Below are 21,634 nucleotides of genomic sequence, written 5' to 3' on the forward strand. Positions count from 1 at the left end.
ATGAACAGACATTTGACGTTTGCACTCCTTCTTGTGGTATCGGTGGCAGCTGTTGCTGCCGGGTCGCGCATGCCTCGCGACTGGGAGAACCATCACATATTGCATATCAACCGTGAGCCTGCGCGCTCCTTTTTCATCCCTTACGGTGAAGTGAAGGGCGACCGTTCCGTATCCTTTAACGGTGACTGGCGTTTCCATTGGTCGCCTGTGCCTGAGGGCAGGGTAGAGGGGTTTGAGGTTATGGGATTTGATGATGCATCCTGGGCTGTGATTCCTGTGCCGGCTGTATGGGAGGTTAACGGTTACGGTACACCTATCTATGCTTCTGCCGGATACACATTCAAGATCAATCCTCCTTATGTGACCGATGTCCCTAAGGAGAATTTCACAGCATTTGTTGAGCGCAACCCTACCGGACAGTATCGCCGAACATTCGAAGTGCCGTTGTCATGGCTTAAAGGTGGTCAGACCTTCCTTCGGTTTGACGGAGCTATGAGTGCGTTCTATGTATGGGTCAACGGCAAGTCGGTCGGTTACTCACAGGGCAGTATGGAGCCCTCCGAGTTCAATATCACCCCTTATATACGTTCAGGGAAGAATGAGATTGCCGTAGAGGTGTACAAGTATAGCGACGGTTCTTATCTTGAGGACCAGGACTTCTGGCGTTTTGCCGGAATTCACCGTGATGTGACTCTGTTCCATACCCCTGATGTGCGTCTGCGGGACTATACCGTGAGGACTATTCCTGACACTGGCTATCGTGATTTCACATTCCAGCTCGATCCGCAGTTCTCTGTGTATAATGGTGAGCGCGGAGACGATTATTCTCTTCGCGTCGAGCTTAAGGATGGTGATAGTATGGTCTTTGACACCATTATTCCTATCAAGGAGATCCTTGACCTTGACCACAAGGCTTCAGTGATGAATGAGTGGTATCCTCAGCGTGGCCCAAGAAAATTGGGTAGGATTTCCGGTAGGATTTCCGGCCCGAAACTGTGGACAGCCGAGACCCCTTTTCTCTACTCTCTGGAGCTTCAGCTCATTGATGGCTCCGGAAATGTAATAGAGAGGGCCGGCAGCAAGGTGGGATTCCGCAGTGTGGAGGTCAGGGATGGTCAGGTGCTTGTTAACGGTAAGCCGATACGGTTTCGTGGTGTCAACCGTCACGAGCATGATCCGCGCACAGCCAGAGTGATGAGCGAGGAGCTCATGCTCAAGGATATAAAGCTAATGAAGCAAGCCAATGTCAATGCGGTCCGCACAAGCCATTATCCCAATCATCCGCGTTGGTATGAGCTGTGTGATTCTATAGGGCTTTATGTAATGGATGAGGCTGACATAGAGGAGCACGGATTGCGAGGCACTCTTGCAAGTACCCCTGACTGGCATGCGGCGTTCCTTGATCGTGCTGTACGTATGGCAGAGCGCGATAAGAACCATCCTTCGGTCATATTCTGGAGTATGGGCAATGAGAGTGGCTATGGTCCTAATTTTGCAGCGATATCAGCATGGCTTCATGATTTCGATCCCACTCGTCCGGTCCATTATGAAGGTGCGCAGGGCATTGACGGAAATCCTGATCCTGCCACAGTCGACATCATAAGCCGTTTCTATCCGCGTGTACAGGATGAATATCTCAATCCTGGCATCAAGGAGGGTGATGATAAGGAGCGTGCCGAGAATGCACGCTGGGAGCGGCTGCTTTCAATAGCAATGCGCGATAACGATACGCGTCCTGTTCTCACGAGCGAATACGCTCATTGTATGGGCAATGCTCTTGGCAATTTCCGTGAGTACTGGGATGAGATCTACAGCAACAGGCGTATGGCTGGCGGTTTCATATGGGACTGGGTGGACCAGGGTATCGAGCAACGTCGTCCTGACGGAAGATTACAGATGTCCTATGGCGGTGATTTTGGCGACAAACCCAATCTTAAAGCGTTCTGCATGAACGGTGTCATTTTTGCTGACCGTTCACTCAATCCCAAGTATTATGAGGTCAAGACTGTATACAGCCCGGTGCATTTTGCATTGAAATCCTATGATCCGGCATCCGGGAACGTAGAGATAGAAGTGATCAACCGTAATCATCATATCGGTCTTTCAGGTTACAATTGCGCTTGGACCCCTGTGTTGAATGGAGTGGAAGGAAAGGCTTGTCCGGTGTCTTTACCCGCGTTGGCTCCGGGAGAAAGGGGTGTAATGACCTTGAATCTGCGGAAACTGAAAACCGGCGATGCTGATTTGCGGCTTAATCTGTCGGTCACTCTGCAGGAAGCTACTGACTGGGCTCCCGCTGGTCATGAGATAGTGTGCCGTCAGCTGACACTCAATGACAATATGCTTGGAGCAGTTGTGCGTAAAGCAGGGAAAGGGTCGTTAAAGGCTTCTGAGAATGGCAATGAACTCATAGTTTCCGGCAAAAGATTCTCTGCTGTCTGGAATCGTCTCACAGGAAATCTCACTGGTCTTTCCTATGGAGGGAAGAAGATTCTCTCAGGTTCTTATTTCCAGGCTTTCCGTGCGCCGACCGACAACGACAAGAGTTTCGGCAACTGGATTGCCAAGGATTGGACAAAGAATAGGATAGATTCACCTGCCGTTGCTTGTGAGTCCTTCGCATGGGCTGATGAGAATGGCACTGTTAAAGTGAAATCTGTTCAGAGATATCAGTATGTCTCCGGTGTAATATCGGTGGAGAGCGATTACACTGTATATGGCGATGGGACAGTTGACCTCACTCAGACTTACAAGCGTCAGGGCGAGCTTCCGGAACTTCCGCGTTTCGGCAGTGTATTTGTGGCTGACGGAAGCCTTGACAATATCAGTTGGTTCGGTTATGGACCTATGGAGACCTATCCTGATCGTCATGAAGCTGCAAGGATAGGGCGGTGGAACAGGAAGTCGGGGGATATGTACACGCATTATCCTCGTCCGCAGGATTCAGGGAATATTGAGTCGGTAGCTGAATTGTCAGTTACTGATAAGTCAGGACGCGGTCTTCGCGTGACGGCGATCGACGATCTGATCTCAGCCTCGGCTCTGCCTTTCTCTGTAAATGACATTGCGGCTGTCTCTCATGATTGTGATCTTAGGGACAGTGGAAAAATCTATCTGAATCTTGATGCGGCAGTCCTCGGACTCGGCAACAGCAGTTGCGGTCCGGGTGTGCTTAAGAAATATTCGATAGCACCGGGTCCACACACTCTTAAGGTGAGATTCTCACCTGTTAAATTTTAGGGTGTGTATTTAAACCTTTTTATAGAAATTAAATCTAACCATATAATGAAAAAATCTATAGTAACTATCTGCTCCATGTTTGCCGGCATGGCTATGATGGCACAGTCCGTGACTACTGAGCGTCTCTATCTGTCAGGTAAAGGATGCGATGATATGGTCGAATGGGATTTTATGTGTACTGACGGAAATAATTCCGGTGAATGGAAAAAGATCGGAGTGCCCTCATGCTGGGAGCTTCAGGGCTTCGGCACATATCAGTACGGCATGAAATTTTACGGTAAGGCTTTTCCTGAAGGAGCTGCCGATGAGGTAGGTAAATATAAGTATGAGTTTGAGCTTCCCGAGTCGTGGCGCGGCAAGCAGATTGAGCTTATATTTGAGGCTTCGATGACTGACACCGAAGTGCTTATCAATGGTCGCAAGGGCGGATCGAAGCATCACGGAGGTTTCTACCGCATCACTCATGATGTAAGCGACCGCGTGTTTTTCGGTCCTAAAAAGAAGAATCGTCTTGAGGTGACTGTTTCAAAGGAGAGCGAGAATGCAGGAGTCAATCTTGCCGAGCGTCGTGCCGACTATTGGAATTTCGGTGGCCTTTGGCGTCCTGTATTTATGATAGCCCGCCCTGCGCTCAATCTCAAGCATATTGCTCTCGATGCTAAAGCGGATGGCACGTTTTATGCCGAATGCACTCTGAGTATGCCTGTCGAGAACGGAAAGATAACCACTGAGATTTTCGACAAAAACGGTAAAAAGGTGGCGGAGAATGTGACTCCGTTACGTCCCGGTCAGGGTGATTCTAATGTGGAGTTTAAGGTGGACTCACCCGCCACATGGAGTGCCGAGACCCCTAATATGTACAAGGCTGTGTTCACCCTTGCCGATGCTTCGGGCAAGGTGCTTCATAAGGAGACAGAGAAATTCGGTTTTCGCACTATAGAGGTGCGTGAGAGCGATGGTTTGTATATAAACGGCAGTAAGATAAATATCCGTGGCGTAAACCGCCATAGCTTCCGTCCGGAGAGTGGCCGTACGCTCAGCTGGCAGAAGAATCTTGAGGATGTTGAGCTTATCAAGTCAATGAATATGAATGCTGTGCGTCTGTCTCACTATCCTGCCGATCCTGAATTCTATGAGCTGTGCGATTCTCTCGGGCTTTATGTGATGAGTGAGTTGACAGGGTGGCATGGCAAGCATGAGACCATCAACGGTCAGAAGCTCGTTAAGGAGATGGTGATGCGCGATGTGAATCATCCGTCCATCATATGGTGGAGCAATGGTAACGAGAAAGGATGGAACGACGAGCTAAATGGCGAGTTCCATAAGTATGATCCGCAGAAGCGTCCGGTGCTGCATCCCCAGGGCAACTTCGGAGGGTTCGAGACAATGCACTATCGTTCGTATGGCGAGAGTCAGAATTATATGCGTCTGCCTGAGATATTTATGCCTACCGAGTTTCTACACGGTCTCTATGACGGCGGGCATGGTGCAGGTCTTTATGACTATTGGGAGATGATGCGCAAACACCCACGTTGTGCCGGTGGTTTCCTTTGGGTGCTTGCCGATGAAGGTGTGAAGCGTGTGGATATGGACGGATTCATAGACAACTGTGGAAACTACGGAGCCGACGGCATTGTGGGTCCCCACCATGAGAAAGAGGGCAGCTACTGGACCATCAGGGAGGTGTGGGGCCCTATACAGATAATGAACTCATCGTTTGACAGTAATTTTGACGGTGTTCTTAATGTCGAGAACCGTTATGATTTCAACAGCCTCAAAGGTAGTGCGCTGAAATGGCGTCAGCTCGCTATGCCGTCACCCGGTTCAAAGTCCGAATCGGAAGTGGTGGCGCAGGGTACGGTCAATTTCCCAGATATTGCTGCACGCCAGTCAGGTACAGTCTCTATTCCTGTGTTCAAGCCTTCAGCCGATGTTATTGAACTGACAGTTATTGACAGGGATGGCAAGGAGCTATTCACTTGGTCTCACAGGATTCTCGGCAAAGAGCGGACTGTTGCTAAGGTTTCAGGTGCGGCACCGGTGTGGAAAGAGGACGGAGACATGATTCTTGTTACAGCCAATGGCAGGACCTACCGTTTCAGCAAGGCTGATGGTCAGCTCAAGGGGGTAGATGTCAATGGTCGTCATATCGGGCTTACTGATGGTCCGCGTGTCATTGTAGCCAAGCGTTCCGACCGTTCGATGGATGGTTTCTACAATCATGATGACAAAGAGGCTGAAAAGAAGAAGACCCGGTACACGGAGTTCGATGATGCCGGAACACTTGTCGGTGTCAGAGCTGAGACAGTCGGCGAAAATGTTGTGGTGACTGCTGACTATAAGCTTGGAAACTTTGATAAGGCTGTCTGGACAATCGCCCCGGATGGATCGTCCGTTCTTGATTTCACATATAATTTCAATGGTGTTATCGACCTTATGGGAGTGAAGTTCGACTTCCCTGAGGACAAGGTGATCAGCAAGCGTTGGGTTGGTGACGGGCCATACCGTGTGTGGCAGAATCGTCTCCACGGACCTCAATATGGTGTATGGGAGAATGACTACAATGATCCTATCCCTGCCGAGAGTTTCACTTATCCTGAGTTCAAGGGATATTTCGCGAACGTGGACTGGATGGATATCCGCACTAAGGATGGCAATATAGTGATCATCAATGAGACCCCCGACAGTTATGTGGGTGTGTATGAGCCTCGTGACGGTCGTGACCATATCCTCTACAATCTTCCGAAGACAGGAATAGCCGTTATGGAGGTAATCCCTCCGGTGAGAAATAAGGTGAATACCACCGATCTCATAGGTCCTTCGTCCCAGCCTAAATGGGTTGACGGAGAGTACAAGGGACGCATTGGTCTAAGATTTGAATGATAACAACGATGAGAATACGTAGCAAGATATTGATATTGGCGGCAGCATTATCCCTCAATGTGTCGGCATTGCCGACACTTGAGAGGGAGTTTGCCGATCCCTCATTATTTGATGCCAAACCCTGGTCGTTCTGGTACTGGATGTTCGGAGCTGCCAATGAAGAAGCCTTGAAGGCTGATCTTCAGGCAATGAAGGATGTAGGTCTCGGAGGCACCTATCTGATGCCGATAAAATCGGTCGAGATGGCACCTCAGTACGGAGGAAAGGCTGCACAGCTCTCTCCGGAGTGGTGGAGGCTCGTGGGTAGAAGCATGGAGATAGCCGACAGCCTCGGGCTTAAGCTCGGTATGCACATATGTGACGGATTTGCTCTTGCCGGAGGTCCTTGGGTCACCCCTGAGGAGGCTATGCAGAAGGTGGTATTATCCGATACATGTATTTCGGGAGGTGAGGTCCGTAATCTGTTATTGCCTCAGCCTGAGACCAATGAGGGATTTTATAAGGATATCGCGGTATATGCTGTGCCTGTAAAGGGCAATGCCATAAAGGAAAGGCCTGTGGTGACAGTCGGCAATATCGCGGAGTCTGTGCCTGAAGGCAAGGGTGTAAACATTGATGCCAAGGGCACTATACGGTCGCAGGTCCCCTGCTGGATTCAGTATGAATATTCCGTACCTGTCACTGTCCGCAGTCTTGAGGTAGTACTGAAAGGCAATGGCTACCAGGCTAACCGCTTGAAAGTGATGGCGAGCAGCGACGGTAAGAATTTCCGAGAGGTCAAGCAGCTTGTGCCTCCGCGCCACGGATGGCAGAATACCGATGAGAACAATACCTATACCCTTCCTGAGACTGTGGCTCGGTATTTTCGGTTCTATTGGACCCCTGAGGGGAGCGAACCGGGCAGCGAGGACCTTGACAATGCCAAATGGAAACCTAATCTTAAGGTAAATGATATAGTTCTGAGCGGAGAACCTAAGATCAATCATTGGGAAGGCAAGTCGGGTCGTGTGTGGCGTGTGGCTTCTGCCACCTCCGCAAAAGAGGTGCCCGAATCGATGTGTGTCAAGCTTGGCGAAGTGATCGACCTGACCCCGTCTTTCGTCGGAGGCAGGCTTTCGGTGACACTTCCCAAAGGTGAATGGCGTGTGTTGCGCATAGGCCATACCCCCAACGGTCATACCAATGCCACAGGCGGTGCCGGCAAGGGATTGGAATGTGACAAGTTCAGCAAGGATGCAGTCGCCAAGCAATTTGACAACTGGTTTGGAGCTGCGTTCAGAAACGTAGATCCCGCATTGGCTCGCCGTGTGTTAAAGTACATGCATATCGACAGCTGGGAATGCGGAAGCCAGAACTGGAGTGACAATTTTGCTTCCGAATTCATGAAACGTCGCGGATATGATCTCATGCCGTATCTGCCGCTTTATGCAGGTGTGCCCATGGAGAGTGCCGAGATGTCCGAGAAAGTGCTTCGGGATATCCGCACCACTATGGCTGAGCTTGTAGTGGATGTGTTCTACACAGTGTTCGCCGACAAGGCTCGTGAATATGACTGCAAATTCTCTGCTGAATGTGTTTCGCCTACCATGGTGAGCGACGGTATGCTTCATTATGATAAGGTGGATTTTCCGATGGGGGAATTCTGGCTCAACAGCCCTACCCACGACAAGCCGAATGATATGCTTGATGCGATACACGGTGCTCACATTTACGGCAAGAATATAGTTCAGGCCGAAGGGTTTACCGAGGTGCGTGGCACATGGGACGAATCTCCTGCCACACTGAAAGCTCTTCTTGACCGCAATTACGCGCTCGGTATAAACAGGATGTTCTATCATGTGAACGCCCACAATCCGTTTATGGATAAGAAACCGGGAATGACTCTCGATGGCATAGGTCTGTTCTTCCAGCGTGACAACACATGGTATCATGACGGAGGCAAGGCTCTTACCGATTATATGCGCCGTTGTCAGGCTCTGCTGCAATATGGTCATCCGGTGGTGGATATCGCAGTGTTCACCGGAGAGGAGATGCCGCGTCGCGCTGTGTTGCCTGACCGCATAGTGTCATCTCTCCCAGGTATATTCGGTGCCGAGAGGGTTGAGTCGGAGCGTCAGCGACTTGCCAATGTCGGACAGCCGTTGCGCACTGTGCCTGTGGGAGTTACTCATTCGGCGAATATGGCCGACCCTGAGAAATGGATTAATCCTCTGCGTGGCTACAGTTATGATTCCATGAATAAGGATGCTCTTCTGCGTCTTGCGCGGGTCGAGAATGGTCGTCTGGTGCTTCCGGGTGGGGCGTCTTATAAGGTGCTTGTCCTTCCGATGCCTGACAGATTGCTCACAGATACACCTCTTAGTGATGAGGTGAAGAAGAAGGTGATTGACATGATATGTGACGGCGTTGTGGTGCCTGATGTGCCTTATATTAAGGACGATTTCTCTGAATACGGACTGTCTCGCGATATAGAGGTCCCGGAGAATATAGCATGGACCCATCGCCGTAACGATCAGGACAATGTTGACCTGTATTTTATTTCCAATCAGGAGTCTGTTTCTCGTGATTTCAAGGCATCTTTCCGTGTGGATGGTCGTATCCCCGAACTTTGGAATCCGATGACAGGAGCCATCGACAAGAATCTTAGCTGGAATTCTGCCGATGGGCGTACCATGGTCAATATCAGTCTTGCTCCTGCCGAGTCAGCGTTCATCGTGTTCCGCACACCAACAACCGAAACCTCCGGTGTGGCCCCTGTGTCGGTTGAATCGGTCTTTGATCTTAAGCCCGGCAAATGGCGTGTGAGATTCGACACCACAGGTAAGGAGATAAGGAGCAAGGAATTGTTTGACTGGACTTCATCCGATGACAATAGTGTGAGATATTATTCCGGTTCCGCTCAGTATACCACCACATTCAAGTCGCCCAGCTACAGCGATGGCAGCCGTGTATTGCTCAATCTGAACGGATTGCATGATGTTGCCACGGTGTATGTCAACGGTAAGGACTGTGGCATTGTGTGGACCGATCCTTACAGGGTCGACATAACGGACGCTCTAAGAAAGGGTAAGAATGAGCTTGTCATAAAGGTGACCAACACTTGGGCTAACGCCATTCTTGGTGCCGATGAAGGTAAAGCTCCCTTTGAGGGCATATGGACCAACGGTAAATACCGTAGAGCCGACAAGGAGCTTATTCCTGCCGGCCTGACAGGCCCTCTAACATTGACTATAAGAACAGTAAAATAAAAATAATCTGTCAAGATGAATACCAATAGTAATTACATATTTCGTGGCTTCAGCCTTATAGCTATGGCGGTACTCGCTTTTGCTATGGATGCCGAGGTCAGGATGCCTGCTTTTTTCTCTGATAACATGGTGCTTCAGCGCGATACGGATGTACGTCTTTGGGGTGAGGCAAAGCCTAATACTACAGTCAGAATAACAGCCGGCTGGAATTTACAGGACTATAGGACCAATTCCGGCAAGGACGGCAAATGGAGCATTTCGATTCCCACCACACATGCTGGAGGACCTTACACTCTGACTGTCAGCGATGGCACTCCGCTTACATTCAACAATGTGATGCTCGGTGAGGTGTGGCTATGTTCCGGGCAGAGCAATATGGAGATGCCGATGAAGGGGTTCAAGAATCAGCCGGTCGATGGTGCTAATATGGCAGTGCTTGGGAGCCGTAACCCTAACCTCAGGCTGTTCACAGTAAAGCGTAATTCATCGACGGCTCCTGTGGATGATGTCACCGGCAAGTGGTCGGAGGCTTCTCCTGCGGCAGTGCGCAATTTCAGTGCCACAGCCTACTTTTTCGGTCGTCTCATTCAGGACTATCTTGATGTTCCGGTAGGACTTGTCGTAGCCGCATGGGGTGGATCTGCATGCGAGGCATGGATGAGCGATGATATGCTTAAGGCTTTCCCTGAGGCTTCAGCCAATATACCTCCTGTAGATGGTGAGATCAAGTCCAAGAACCGCACTCCGAGTGTCCTTTTCAAAGGGATGCTCAACCCTCTCATCGGCATGTCTATGCGCGGTGTGATATGGTATCAGGGGGAGGACAACTGGAACCGTGCACATTCCTACACCGATATGTTCTCGACCATGATCAAAGGTTGGCGTGAACTGTGGGGGCAAGGTGAATTTCCGTTCTATTATTGCCAGATCGCTCCATACGACTATTCTATAATCACAGAGCCTGGAAAGGAGATTATTAATTCCGCCTACTTGCGTGAGGCGCAGATGAATGCCGAGAAGATTGTGCCTAACACCGGAATGGCTGTCCTGATGGATGCCGGATGGGCAGAGGGTATACACCCTTCGGACAAACGCACGCCTGGAGAGCGTCTTGCCCTTCTTGCTCTCGGAAAGACCTATGGAGTGGAAGGTATCGGTTGTGAAAGCCCTGTGTATAAATCAATGGAGATAAAGGGCGACACCGTGATTGTGAGCTTCGACCGTGCCCCTGAATGGATTGCCGGAAAGCACAGCTTTGAGTCTACCCAGTTCAAACTTGCCGGCGAGGACCGTGTGTTCCATCCTGCAAAGGCTTGGATATCTCGTAGCAAGGTGATGGTCAGGAGTGAAAAGGTGCCTCATCCGGTGGCAGTGCGCTATGCGTTCGAGAATGCCTCAGAGGGTGACCTGTTCAGCACCGACGGATTGCCTGTGTCATCATTCCGTTCCGATAACTGGCCCGACGATCGACCTGTCAAGAAATAATTGAAAATGAAGAATTTGTCACTGATAGCGTTTGCGCTATTATTTGCCGTATCTGCTGCTGCCGATATCCCTGCCGATTATGTGTGGGACAGCATGAGCCGTGATTCCTCACAGTCTATGCCTGTGGGTGGAGGCGACATCGGTCTTAATGTATGGGCTGAGGATGGTGACGTGCTTTTTTACATGTGCCGTAGCGGTGCTTACGATGAGAATGGTGCTCTCCTTAAGCAAGGGCGAGTGAGGATTCACATTCCGGGGAGCCATGTCAAGCCGTTTTCGCAGCGTCTCAGGCTTGTGGACGGATATTGCGAGCTGGCTCTCGGTGACAGCAAGGTGGTGATATGGGCCGATGTGTACCGTCCGGTAGTCCATGTCGAGATTGAAGGCCGAAAGGCTGTGAAGCCGCGTGTGAGTTACGAGAACTGGCGGTATGCCGACCGTCCTTACCGTAAGGGGGAGGGGCAGCAGGGCTCTTGGAAATGGACCTCGCCTAAGAAAAATGTCAGGACCTCACGTGATTCGATATTTCCGGGTCAGTGTGATGTGACATTCTTCCATCATAACCCCGACTCTACTGTTTTTGATGTGACTGTGGCTCGTGAAGGGATGGATTCTGTGAAGCATAAGCTGTGGAATCCTCTGTCACGGCTTGCGTCCGGAGGAAGGCTCCGTGGTGACAATCTAAGGTATGTGGGGACCTCCGATGGTGTATATGACGGCACGGATTACCGTTCCTGGAACTTTGAGAGTGTACGTCCGTCTAAAAAGCATCATTTCTCTGTGGCTCTGCACATCTGTCGTGCCGATAAAATGGCTGAATGGAAAGCTGGTGTAGACAGTGTGGAGCGCACTGTGGATCTGAGGCACAACCGCGATGCTTCCCGCAAATGGTGGAATGGATATTGGGAGCGCAGCTACATTTCCGCACCGGTCTCAGCCGACACGGTTGTGGCTCGTATGGCTCGTAATTACACCCTTTTCCGCTATATGCTCGGGTGTAATGCCTTTGGCAAGGAGCCTACCAAGTTCAATGGAGGTCTATTCACTTTTGATCCGTCATATGTCGATGGATCTCAGGCATTCACACCTGACTATCGCAAATGGTGCGGTACCACAATGACCGCCCAGAATCAGCGTCTTGTATACTGGCATATGCTAAAGAGTGGGGATTTCGATATGATGAAGCCTCAGTTCGATTTCTACAAGCGTATGCTTGGCAATGCCGAGATGCGTTCGCAAGTCTATTGGAATCATCCCGGAGGATGCTTTACAGAGCAGATAGAGATATTCGGGCTGCCTAATATGATGGAGTATGGGACCAAACGTCCGTCATGGTCCGATCCGGGTGTCGAATACAATGCCTGGCTGGAGTATGAATGGGATACCGTACTCGAATTCTGCGAGATGATGCTTGAGAGTGAGCGTTATGCCGGAACTGATATTTCGGAATACCGTCCGCTTATAGAGAGTTCTCTGACCTTCTTTGACGAGCATTACAGGTATCTTGCCTCGCGTCGTGGCAGCAAGGAGCTTGATGGAGACGGAAAATTGATTCTCTTTCCAGGTTCGGCATGTGAGACCTACAAGATGACTAACAACGCATCCTCCACTGTTGCTGCCTTACGGCGTGTGACAGGCGATTATATCAGGTACCTTGAGTCACAGGGCGACACCGCTGTGTCACGTTGGGAAACCATTCTTGGCAGGATTCCTGAGATACCTCACCGTATTGTGGAAGGGCGCGAGATGATAGCTCCCGCCAGAACATGGGAGCGCATCAACAATGTAGAGACTCCTCAGCTTTATCCGGTATGGCCATGGCGTTTCTATGGTGCTGTGATTAGTGACAGCACAGACCTTTCGATAGCCCGCAACACATATCTACATGATCCTGATGCTTTGGAATTCCGCTCCACTAAAGGATGGAAGCAGGACAATATATGGGCGGCGTGTCTCGGTCTGACTGACGAGGCATTCACCCTGAACTCCCGGAAGTGGGCTGACGGATCTCACCGTTTCCCGGCATTCTTCGGACCTGGTTACGACTGGACGCCCGACCATAACTGGGGAGGTAGCGGTATGATAGGTTTTCAGGAGATGCTTATTCAGACATCCGGCGACAGTATATACTTGTTTCCGGCATGGCCTCTCGACCGGGATATAAGTTTCCGCCTGCATGCTCCTGGCAGGACTGTGGTAGAGGCTGAGTTGCGTGGGGGCAAGGTTGTGGATCTAAAGGTCACCCCCTCCTCGCGTCTTAAGGACATTGTGCTTCCCGCATCTCTGCGGTAATAGTAAACATACAGAAATCCCTCAATTAGTATTATGAATAAACTTGCTGTAATCCTTTCATTCCTGTTGGTGCCGGTTGCAGTCTCGGCTGCTAAGCCTGACGCTCCGGTGACTCCGCAGGAGATTTCGGTTGCCGGTTTCATGCCGCTTGGTGATTCCGGCCGTCAGATATATGATTTTAATTCAGGATGGCGTTTCCATCTCGGTGATGTGACCGATGGCGGGGCGGTAGCTTTGGATGACTCCGCTTGGGAAGTGGTATCGACACCTCATTCCGTGCAGCTTATGCCCGCAGAGGCGAGCGGTTGCCGTAATTATCAGGGGGTGGCTTGGTATCGCAAGCACTTCATCGTGCCTGAGGAGACCGCCGGCAAGGATGTCGCTCTCCATTTTGAGGGGATTATGGGTAAGCAGAAGATATATGTCAACGGCAAGGAGGTCAAGGAGCATCTTGGCGGCTACCTGCCTGTTACGGTCTCTCTTACCGAATCCGGAGTGAAGCCTGGCGAGGAGTGTGTGGTGGCTGTCATGGCTGACAATAGCGATGACAAAGACTTCCCTCCCGGCAAGAAGCAGCATTCACTCGATTTTGCCTATCATGGCGGCATATACCGTGATGTGTGGATGATAGCCAAGTCTCCTGTCTCGATTACTGATGCCATAGAGGCTGACAGGGTTGCAGGTGGTGGAGTGTTCGTGCATTTCGACAATGTTTCCGGCAAGGGTGCCGATGTCAATGTCAGCACCGATGTTGCCAATAATGGTACTGCCACACGCAAGGTCACAGTCGAGACCTCCCTTATAGACCCTAAGGGACGTTTGGTGCGCAAGGTGAGCAGTCCTGTATCTGTCAAGTCTGGGGAGACTCGTACGGTTGCCCAGAGCATACATGTGAAGAACCCCGAGCTTTGGTCGCCTGACTCCCCTTCATTGTATCGTGTGGAGTCGCGCATTAAGGATGGCAAGTCTTCCATAGATGGAGGCGTGACCCGCGTGGGAATACGTACATTTGAGTTTGACGGCGATAAAGGTTTTATACTTAACGGCAAGCCTTTCGGTCAGCTTGTCGGTGCAAACCGTCATCAGGATTTCGCTTACGTTGGCAACGCTCTCCCTAATTCTCAGCAGTGGCGTGATGCCAAGCGTCTGCGTGATGCCGGATGCCGTATAATACGTGTTGCCCACTATCCGCAGGACCCGTCATTCATGGACGCTTGCGATGAGTTAGGTATGTTTGTGATTGTTGCGACTCCCGGATGGCAGTATTGGAACAAGGACCCTAAGTTTGCCGAATACGTTCATCAGAATACGCGTGAGATAATCCGTCGTGATCGAAATCATCCATGTGTCCTGATGTGGGAACCGATTCTCAACGAGACCCGCTATCCTGAAAACTTCTCGCTTGAGGCTCTTCAGATCACTAAGGATGAGTATCCTTATCCCGGTCGGCCAATTGCTGCCGCAGATGTCCATTCGGCAGGAGTGAAGGAGAATTATGACCTTGTATACGGCTGGCCCGGCGATGATGAGAAAGCCGATGCCCCGCGTCAGAATATTTTTACACGCGAATGGGGTGAGAATGTCGATGACTGGTACGCCCATAACAATGACAACCGTGCTTCGCGAAGTTGGGGTGAGCGTCCTATGAAGGTTCAGGCTCTCTCCCTTGCAAAGACCTATGACGGATTGTATCATACCACAGGAAAATTTATCGGCGGAGCCCAGTGGCATCCTTTTGACCATCAGCGCGGCTATCATCCCGATCCGTATTGGGGCGGTATATACGATGCGTTCCGCCAGCCCAAGTATGCCTATCATATGTTCAGAAGCCAGACTGCCCACGATCTGGATCATCCTGTGGCTGAATCCGGACCTATGGTATACATAATGCATGAGATGTCACAGTTCTCGGATCCTGACGTGGTAGTGTTCAGCAATTGTGATTCGGTGCGTCTGTCAATTTATGACGGTGCTCGTTCGTGGACCCTTCCGGTCAGGCACGAGGCGGGACACATGCCGTCGGCTCCTGTGGTGTTCAAGAATGTGTGGGATTTTTGGGAGGCACGTGACTACAGCTATACAAATAAAAATTGGCAGGCTGTGAATATGGTAGCCGAAGGCATAGTTGACGGTAAGGTGGTGGCTACACAGCGCAAGATGCCTTCACGTCGTTCAACCAAGCTGCGTCTTTACACCGACTGGAATGGAAAGCCGCTTGTTGCTGACGGTTCCGATTTCATAGTTGTGGTGGCTGAGGTCACTGACGACAACGGAAATGTGCGCCGTCTGGCAAAGGAGAACATCGTGTTCACCGTTGAGGGTGAAGGTGAGATCATAGGAGATGCATCGATCCATGCCAATCCTCGTCCTGTGGAGTGGGGTTCGGCTCCGGTGCTCATACGTTCGACCCGCACTCCCGGAAAGATAAGGATATCAGCTCGTGTCGAGTTCCCGGGCACACATGCCCCGACACCGGCTGAGATTGAGATCGAGAGTGTGCCTGCTCCTTTTAAGGCTGTCTATAGGGATGAAAAAAAGATCGGTTCTGCATCAGGGGCTGGTAGGGTGAACACTGCCGGATCAAGTCTGTCGGAGGATGAGAAACGGCGCATTCTTGAAGAGGTCGATCTCCAGCAGCAGGAATTCGGAATACAGAAGTAATACACCAACTTATGTCATCGGGCAAGAGGAGTGTGACACCCCTGCCGTTGATGGTCAAATTATAAGAAACCAATCGATATGAAGAAAACATTATTAGCTATTGCCGCCATGGCATCTGTCTCGGCTTCGGCGCAGTATCCGGTAATCCCTGACTCTGTGAAAGTACGTGCAGAGCGTGAGACAGCCGAATGGGACAGACTCTCTGACGAAGCCTGGGAAAAGGCATACCCTATAGTGATGAAGGAGGCGGCTGAGAAGGGTCGTGTATATCGTCCGTGGGCACAGTATCCAGGCGATCTTCTTAAAAGCGATATCAAGGCTTTTCCGGGAGCGGAAGGCGGAGGTGCTTACACTTCAGGAGGCCGTGACGGCAAGGTGTTTGTCGTGACATCTCTTGCCGACAGTGGTCCCGGCACTTTGCGTGAGGCTTGTGAGGCAGGCGGAGCACGTATAATCGTGTTCAATGTCGCAGGTGTCATCAAGCTCGACAAGCCTATCAGCGTTCGTGCGCCATATATCACTATCCTCGGTCAGACTGCTCCGGGCGATGGAGTGTGCGTCACCGGAGCCTCGTTCCTTATAGATACCCATGATGTGGTAATCCGTCACATGCGTTTCCGTCGCGGAGCCCAGGATGTGGCTTATCGTGATGATGCTCTCGGTGGAAATGCCGTGGGCAACATCATTATTGACCATGTGTCGGCTTGCTGGGGACTTGACGAGAACATGTCGATCTACCGTCATGTCTACAACCGTGATGAGAACGGTCGTGGCGAGAAGCTCCCTACAGTCAATATCACTATCCAGAACAGTATCTTCTCCGAGGGGCTTGACCTCTACAACCATGCTTTCGGTGCGACAATAGGAGGACATAACAGCACGTTTGCACGCAATCTGTTCGCTTCCAACATTTCACGCAACTGCTCGATCGGTATGGATGAGGACTTTAATTTCATCAATAATGTGACCTACAATTGGTGGAACCGTTCGATCGACGGAGGTGACAACACAAGCCGCCTCAATATTATCAACAACAATTTCAAGCCGGGTCCTATTACTGACACCAACGCTCCTGGCGCGGAGATACGTCACCGTATCGTAAAGATGGAGGCTGGCCGTGACAAGGCCCATAAGGGTCATTTCGGACGTGCATATGTCAATGGTAACAAGATGTGGGGCAATGACAGGGTCACTGCCGACAATTGGGACGGAGGTGTTCAGCTTCCCGATGGGCTAAAGGTCGCTGACCGCATCAACGATCTGAAGGTCGATATTCCTTTCCCTATGGCTGAGGTCACAATTATGGATACTGACAAGGCTTACGACTATGTCATCAACAATGCCGGAGCCACCAGGCCGCGCCGTGACGCTGTGGATACACGAGTGATGAAAAGCGTTGTGACAGGAAAGGCTATCTATGCCAAGGATGCCGACAAATATTTGGCTGTAAGTCCCTATGTGAAGCGTCGTCTGCCTGTCGATTCCTACAAGTACGGAATCATCACTGATCCTATGCAGGTAGGCGGACTTCCCGAATACAAGGGTAAGCCTCGCAAAGATTCTGATAATGACGGTATTCCCGATGATTGGGAGAAGAAGCATGGACTTAATCCTAATGATCCGTCCGATTCAGCAAAAATTTCTGATAGCGGCTATGCCTGGATAGAAGTTTATGCCAATGAACTTGCCGAATAATTGAATAAGTGTAAGATTTACACTTAATTAGGCCTTCCGCCCCTGATTTTTCATGGGGCGGATGCTTTTTTATGTACAGTAAACACTATGTAAATTTTGCAGGAACTGAGAGATTTACAAGTAGATAGAATTACAATATGATTTGTAGATATGGGATAAATTTTATAATTTTGTGATACCAATATAATCTTCCATGAAACTATTTGCCAAATCCCTAATTTTTGCTGGTGTCTTTGTGTTGTCGTTAAATGTGTCAGCCGGACAAGTGCACAAACTATGGTATGACACCCCCGCCCAGGTATGGACAGAGGCTCTTCCTCTTGGTAATGGACGTCTCGGTGCCATGGTGTACGGAAATCCTGCCAACGAACAGATTCAACTCAATGAAGAGACCATTTGGGCGGGACGCCCTAACAATAATGCCAATCCTGAAGCCCGGGAATGGATTCCTAAGATTCGGAAGCTTGTTTTTGAGGGTAGATACCGTGAGGCGCAGGACATGTGCACTGCCCATGTGAAATCGGCTACCAACCAGGGCATGCCTTATCAGCCTTTTGGAGACCTGCGTATTTCATTCCCGGGGCATGGCAGATATGATAATTATTACCGTGAACTCAGCCTCGATTCCGCCCGCACGGTAGTGAGGTACAGTGTTGACGGTGTGAACTACACCCGCGAGACGTTCGCTTCTTTCCCTGATCAGGTGGTAATAACACGCATCACCTCCGACCGTCCGGGGAGTGTCACTTTCAATGCCTCGCTCACTACTCCTCATCCCGATGTGATGATAGCATCTGAGGGTGACGAGATCACCCTCAGTGGTATCAGCTCCAATCATGAAGGGCTAAAGGGCAAGGTGGAATTTCAGGGGCGTGTCACCGCGGTTCCCAAAGGCGGACGCATGACATCACGCGATGGGGTGATAACTGTGGAGAATGCCGACGAGGCGGTCATATACACCTCGATAGCTACTAATTTCAACAATTATAAGGACATCACCGCCGATGAGGAGGCGCGAGCCAAGGAATATCTGCATAAGGCCGTAGCCAAGCCGTATGCACAGGCTAAAAAGGAGCATGTGGATTTCTATCAGAAGGAGATCGGCTCGTCGTCGCTCGACCTTGGCCCCGACATGTATGCCGATGTACCCACCGATAAACGCATAGAACGTTTTGCCGAGACCAATGACAATCATCTCGTTGCCAATTACTACAAGTTTGGACGCTATCTGCTTGTCAGCAGCTCGCAGCCGGGTTGTCAGCCAGCCAATCTACAGGGCATATGGAATGACAAGATGTTCCCGTCATGGGACAGCAAGTACACCTGCAATATCAATCTTGAGATGAACTATTGGCCTTCCGAGGTCACAGGTCTGACACATCTTAACGAACCGTTGTTCCGTCTTATCAGGGAGGTAAGCGAGACCGGAGCCGAGACTGCCAGGATCATGTACGATGCTCCCGGATGGGTGCTTCATCACAATACTGACATATGGCGGGTCACAGGTGCCATTGACAATGCTCCTTCAGGGATGTGGATGAGCGGTGGAGCATGGCTGTGCCGTCATCTGTGGGAGCATTATCTGCACACAGGTGATATGGAATTTCTTAGTGAGGCTTATCCCATCATGAAAGGTGCAGGTGAATTCTTTGATGCCACCATGGTGTATGAGCCTAAGAGCGGGAAGCTTGTGGTATGTCCGAGCAACTCCCCGGAAAATGCGCCAAAGGGGCACAATGCCACTACTGTGGCTGGTGCCACCATGGATAATCAGCTTGTCACAGAGCTGTGGAACAATATCATCACAGCTGCAACGATACTCGATACCGATAAGGAGTTTGCCGACCGTCTCAAATCCCGCGTAAAAGAGATCTCGCCTATGCGTATAGGGCATTGGGGGCAGCTTCAGGAATGGATGGGTGATTGGGACGACCCGAAGGATGTGCACCGTCACGTGTCTCATCTCTACGGCATGTATCCGTCCAATCAGATATCCCCTTATCGCACACCTGAGCTTTTCGATGCCGCCCGCACATCTCTGATACATCGCGGAGATCCGTCGACAGGATGGAGCATGGGATGGAAAGTGTGTCTGTGGGCTCGTTTCCTTGACGGAGACCATGCTTACAAGCTCATAACCGATCAGCTCACACTTGTGCGCAACGAAAAGAAGAAAGGTGGTACATATCCTAATTTCTTTGACGCGCATCCGCCGTTCCAGATCGACGGTAACTTCGGTTGTGTGGCTGGTATAGCCGAGATGCTTATGCAGAGCCACGACGGATTCATATATCTTCTGCCGGCACTTCCGTCGGTGTGGCGTGACGGTGAGATCAAAGGTCTGCGTGCACGAGGCGGTTTTGAGATTGACATGAAATGGTCAGGAGGCAGGATTGAGACAGTGAAGATCACCTCGACTATCGGCGGTAACTGCCGTCTGCGCACACTCACTCCGCTTAAGGGGAAAGGGTTGAAGTCAGCCAAGGGTGATAACCCTAATCATCTGTTCGATGTCAACGAGACTGCCGCCCCGATCATCAGTCAGGAGGCAAAGCTTTCGCCGCTGAATCTTAAGGATACTTACCTTTACGATCTCCCTACCAAGGCAGGTCAGACCTACACTCTTATAGGAAAATAAACAAATAAATGATACCGAAAATGAAAAAACTTACATTGCTGCTTTCTCTCCTCCTCGCCACGGTGGTGTCTGTCTATGCACAGGACCCGGTAAAGACATTCAATAAGCCATGGAACAATGGCAAGCTCCGTGTGTCCGACAACGGCACTTACCTACAGCACGAAAACGGTAAGCCATTCTTCTGGATGGGTGAGACCGGCTGGCTTCTTCCCGAGCGTCTTGACCGTGCCGAGGCGTCATATTACCTCAACGGTTGCCGTGAGGCTGGTTTTAACGTGGTGCAGGTTCAGACTATCAACGGAGTCCCTGCCATAAATTTCTACGGACAGCTGTCCAATCCCGACGGCTGGGATTTTTCGGAAATCAACAAGAAAGGTGTGTACGGCTACTGGGACCACATGGACTACATAATCAGCCAGGCTGAGAAGAATGGCATATATATCGCCATGGTGCCTATATGGGGCGGATTGGTGAAAGCCGGACTGATGAGCGTTGACGATGCTGCGTCATATGGCAGGTTCCTTGCAGAGCGTTATAAGGATTCTCCCAACATCATATGGGTGATGGGCGGAGATGTCAAAGGTGACATCAACCCGGACCAGTGGAACACCATGGCACGTACCATCAAATCGATCGACAAGAATCACCTCATGAGCTATCATCCTTTCGGCAGAACCTCATCCATCAACTGGTTCCATAATGCCGAATGGCTTGATTTCAATATGTTCCAGAGTGGTCATCGCCGCTATGACCAGGTGCGCGGTGACGGTGACGACCGTGCCGAGGCTTCCAAAGCCGAGGACAACTGGCGTTATGTCGAAGCAGGACTTGCCATGAAGCCGCGCAAACCTATCTTTGATGCAGAGCCGAGCTACGAGGAGATACCCCAAGGGCTTCATGATCCTTCCCAGCCTTGGTGGAAGGCTCCCGATGTGCGCCGTTACGCCTATTGGGCAGTTTTCGCAGGGGCTTTCGGACACACTTACGGACATAATTCCATAATGCAGATGCTCAAGACTGCCAATGTAGGCGGTTACGGAGCCACCAAGACATGGTACGAAGGCATGAAGGACCCCGGTTTCAATCAGATGCAGTATCTCAAAAATCTTATGCTGACATTCCCGTTCTTTGAGCGTGTTCCTGACCAGAGCATAATAGCAGGGGAGAACGGTACACGTTATGACCGCCTCATTGCCACACGTGGCAACGACTATCTCCTTGTCTACAATTACACCAATCGACCTATGGAGATTGATCTCACAAAAATATCAGGCAAAAAGAAGAATGCATGGTGGTACGATGTGACTGACGGAACTCTTGAATACATCGGTGAATTTGACAGCAAGGTGACTCCGTTCAAGTATGACGGCGGCCACGGCGCGGGCAACGACCGTGTGCTCATAGCCGTTGACTCATCCAAGGACTATGTGGGCAAGGACTGGAAATCCATCCCTGTCAAGTACTAATTATTCTCCCCCCCTCGCACTTTTTT

General features: G+C 50.6%; 8 protein-coding genes and 1 pseudogene. All 9 read left to right on the forward strand.

Annotation, left to right across the window (positions count from 1 at the left end):
* The 9 genes and pseudogenes from EZ315_RS07890 (at position 1) to EZ315_RS07930 (ending at position 21,608) form a co-directional block, all read left to right on the forward strand.
* Positions 1-3,240: a glycoside hydrolase family 2 TIM barrel-domain containing protein gene (locus EZ315_RS07890; protein WP_135471589.1), complete on the forward strand. Its 3,240-nt coding sequence runs from the start codon at positions 1-3 to the stop codon at positions 3,238-3,240.
* Positions 3,241-3,285: 45 nt separating this feature from the next.
* On the forward strand, positions 3,286-6,123 hold the full coding sequence (locus EZ315_RS07895) for a glycoside hydrolase family 2 protein (RefSeq protein WP_135471590.1): 2,838 nt from the start codon (positions 3,286-3,288) through the stop codon (positions 6,121-6,123).
* Between the two features lie 8 nt (positions 6,124-6,131).
* Entirely contained in the window at positions 6,132-9,371 is a 3,240-nt protein-coding gene (locus tag EZ315_RS07900) for a glycosyl hydrolase (protein WP_135471591.1), read from the forward strand.
* Positions 9,372-9,434: 63 nt separating this feature from the next.
* Entirely contained in the window at positions 9,435-10,856 is a 1,422-nt protein-coding gene (locus EZ315_RS07905) for a sialate O-acetylesterase (protein WP_242452570.1), read from the forward strand.
* A gap of 6 nt (positions 10,857-10,862) precedes the next feature.
* Entirely contained in the window at positions 10,863-13,148 is a 2,286-nt protein-coding gene (locus EZ315_RS07910; protein WP_135471592.1) for a DUF5703 domain-containing protein, read from the forward strand.
* Positions 13,149-13,181: 33 nt separating this feature from the next.
* On the forward strand, positions 13,182-15,809 hold the full coding sequence (locus EZ315_RS07915) for a glycoside hydrolase family 2 protein (RefSeq protein WP_135471593.1): 2,628 nt from the start codon (positions 13,182-13,184) through the stop codon (positions 15,807-15,809).
* A gap of 78 nt (positions 15,810-15,887) precedes the next feature.
* Positions 15,888-17,489, forward strand: a pseudogene (locus EZ315_RS07920) (polysaccharide lyase); the annotation flags it as partial.
* Positions 17,490-17,697: 208 nt separating this feature from the next.
* On the forward strand, positions 17,698-20,142 hold the full coding sequence (locus EZ315_RS07925; protein ID WP_135471594.1) for a glycoside hydrolase family 95 protein: 2,445 nt from the start codon (positions 17,698-17,700) through the stop codon (positions 20,140-20,142).
* 20 nt (positions 20,143-20,162) lie between these two features.
* Positions 20,163-21,608 (forward strand): glycoside hydrolase family 140 protein, encoded by a 1,446-nt coding sequence (locus EZ315_RS07930; RefSeq protein WP_370276537.1) that lies wholly within the window; start codon positions 20,163-20,165, stop codon positions 21,606-21,608.
* The last annotated feature ends 26 nt before the right edge of the window (positions 21,609-21,634 follow it).

It is taken from the genome of Duncaniella freteri (assembly GCF_004766125.1).
Taxonomy (GTDB): domain Bacteria; phylum Bacteroidota; class Bacteroidia; order Bacteroidales; family Muribaculaceae; genus Duncaniella; species Duncaniella freteri.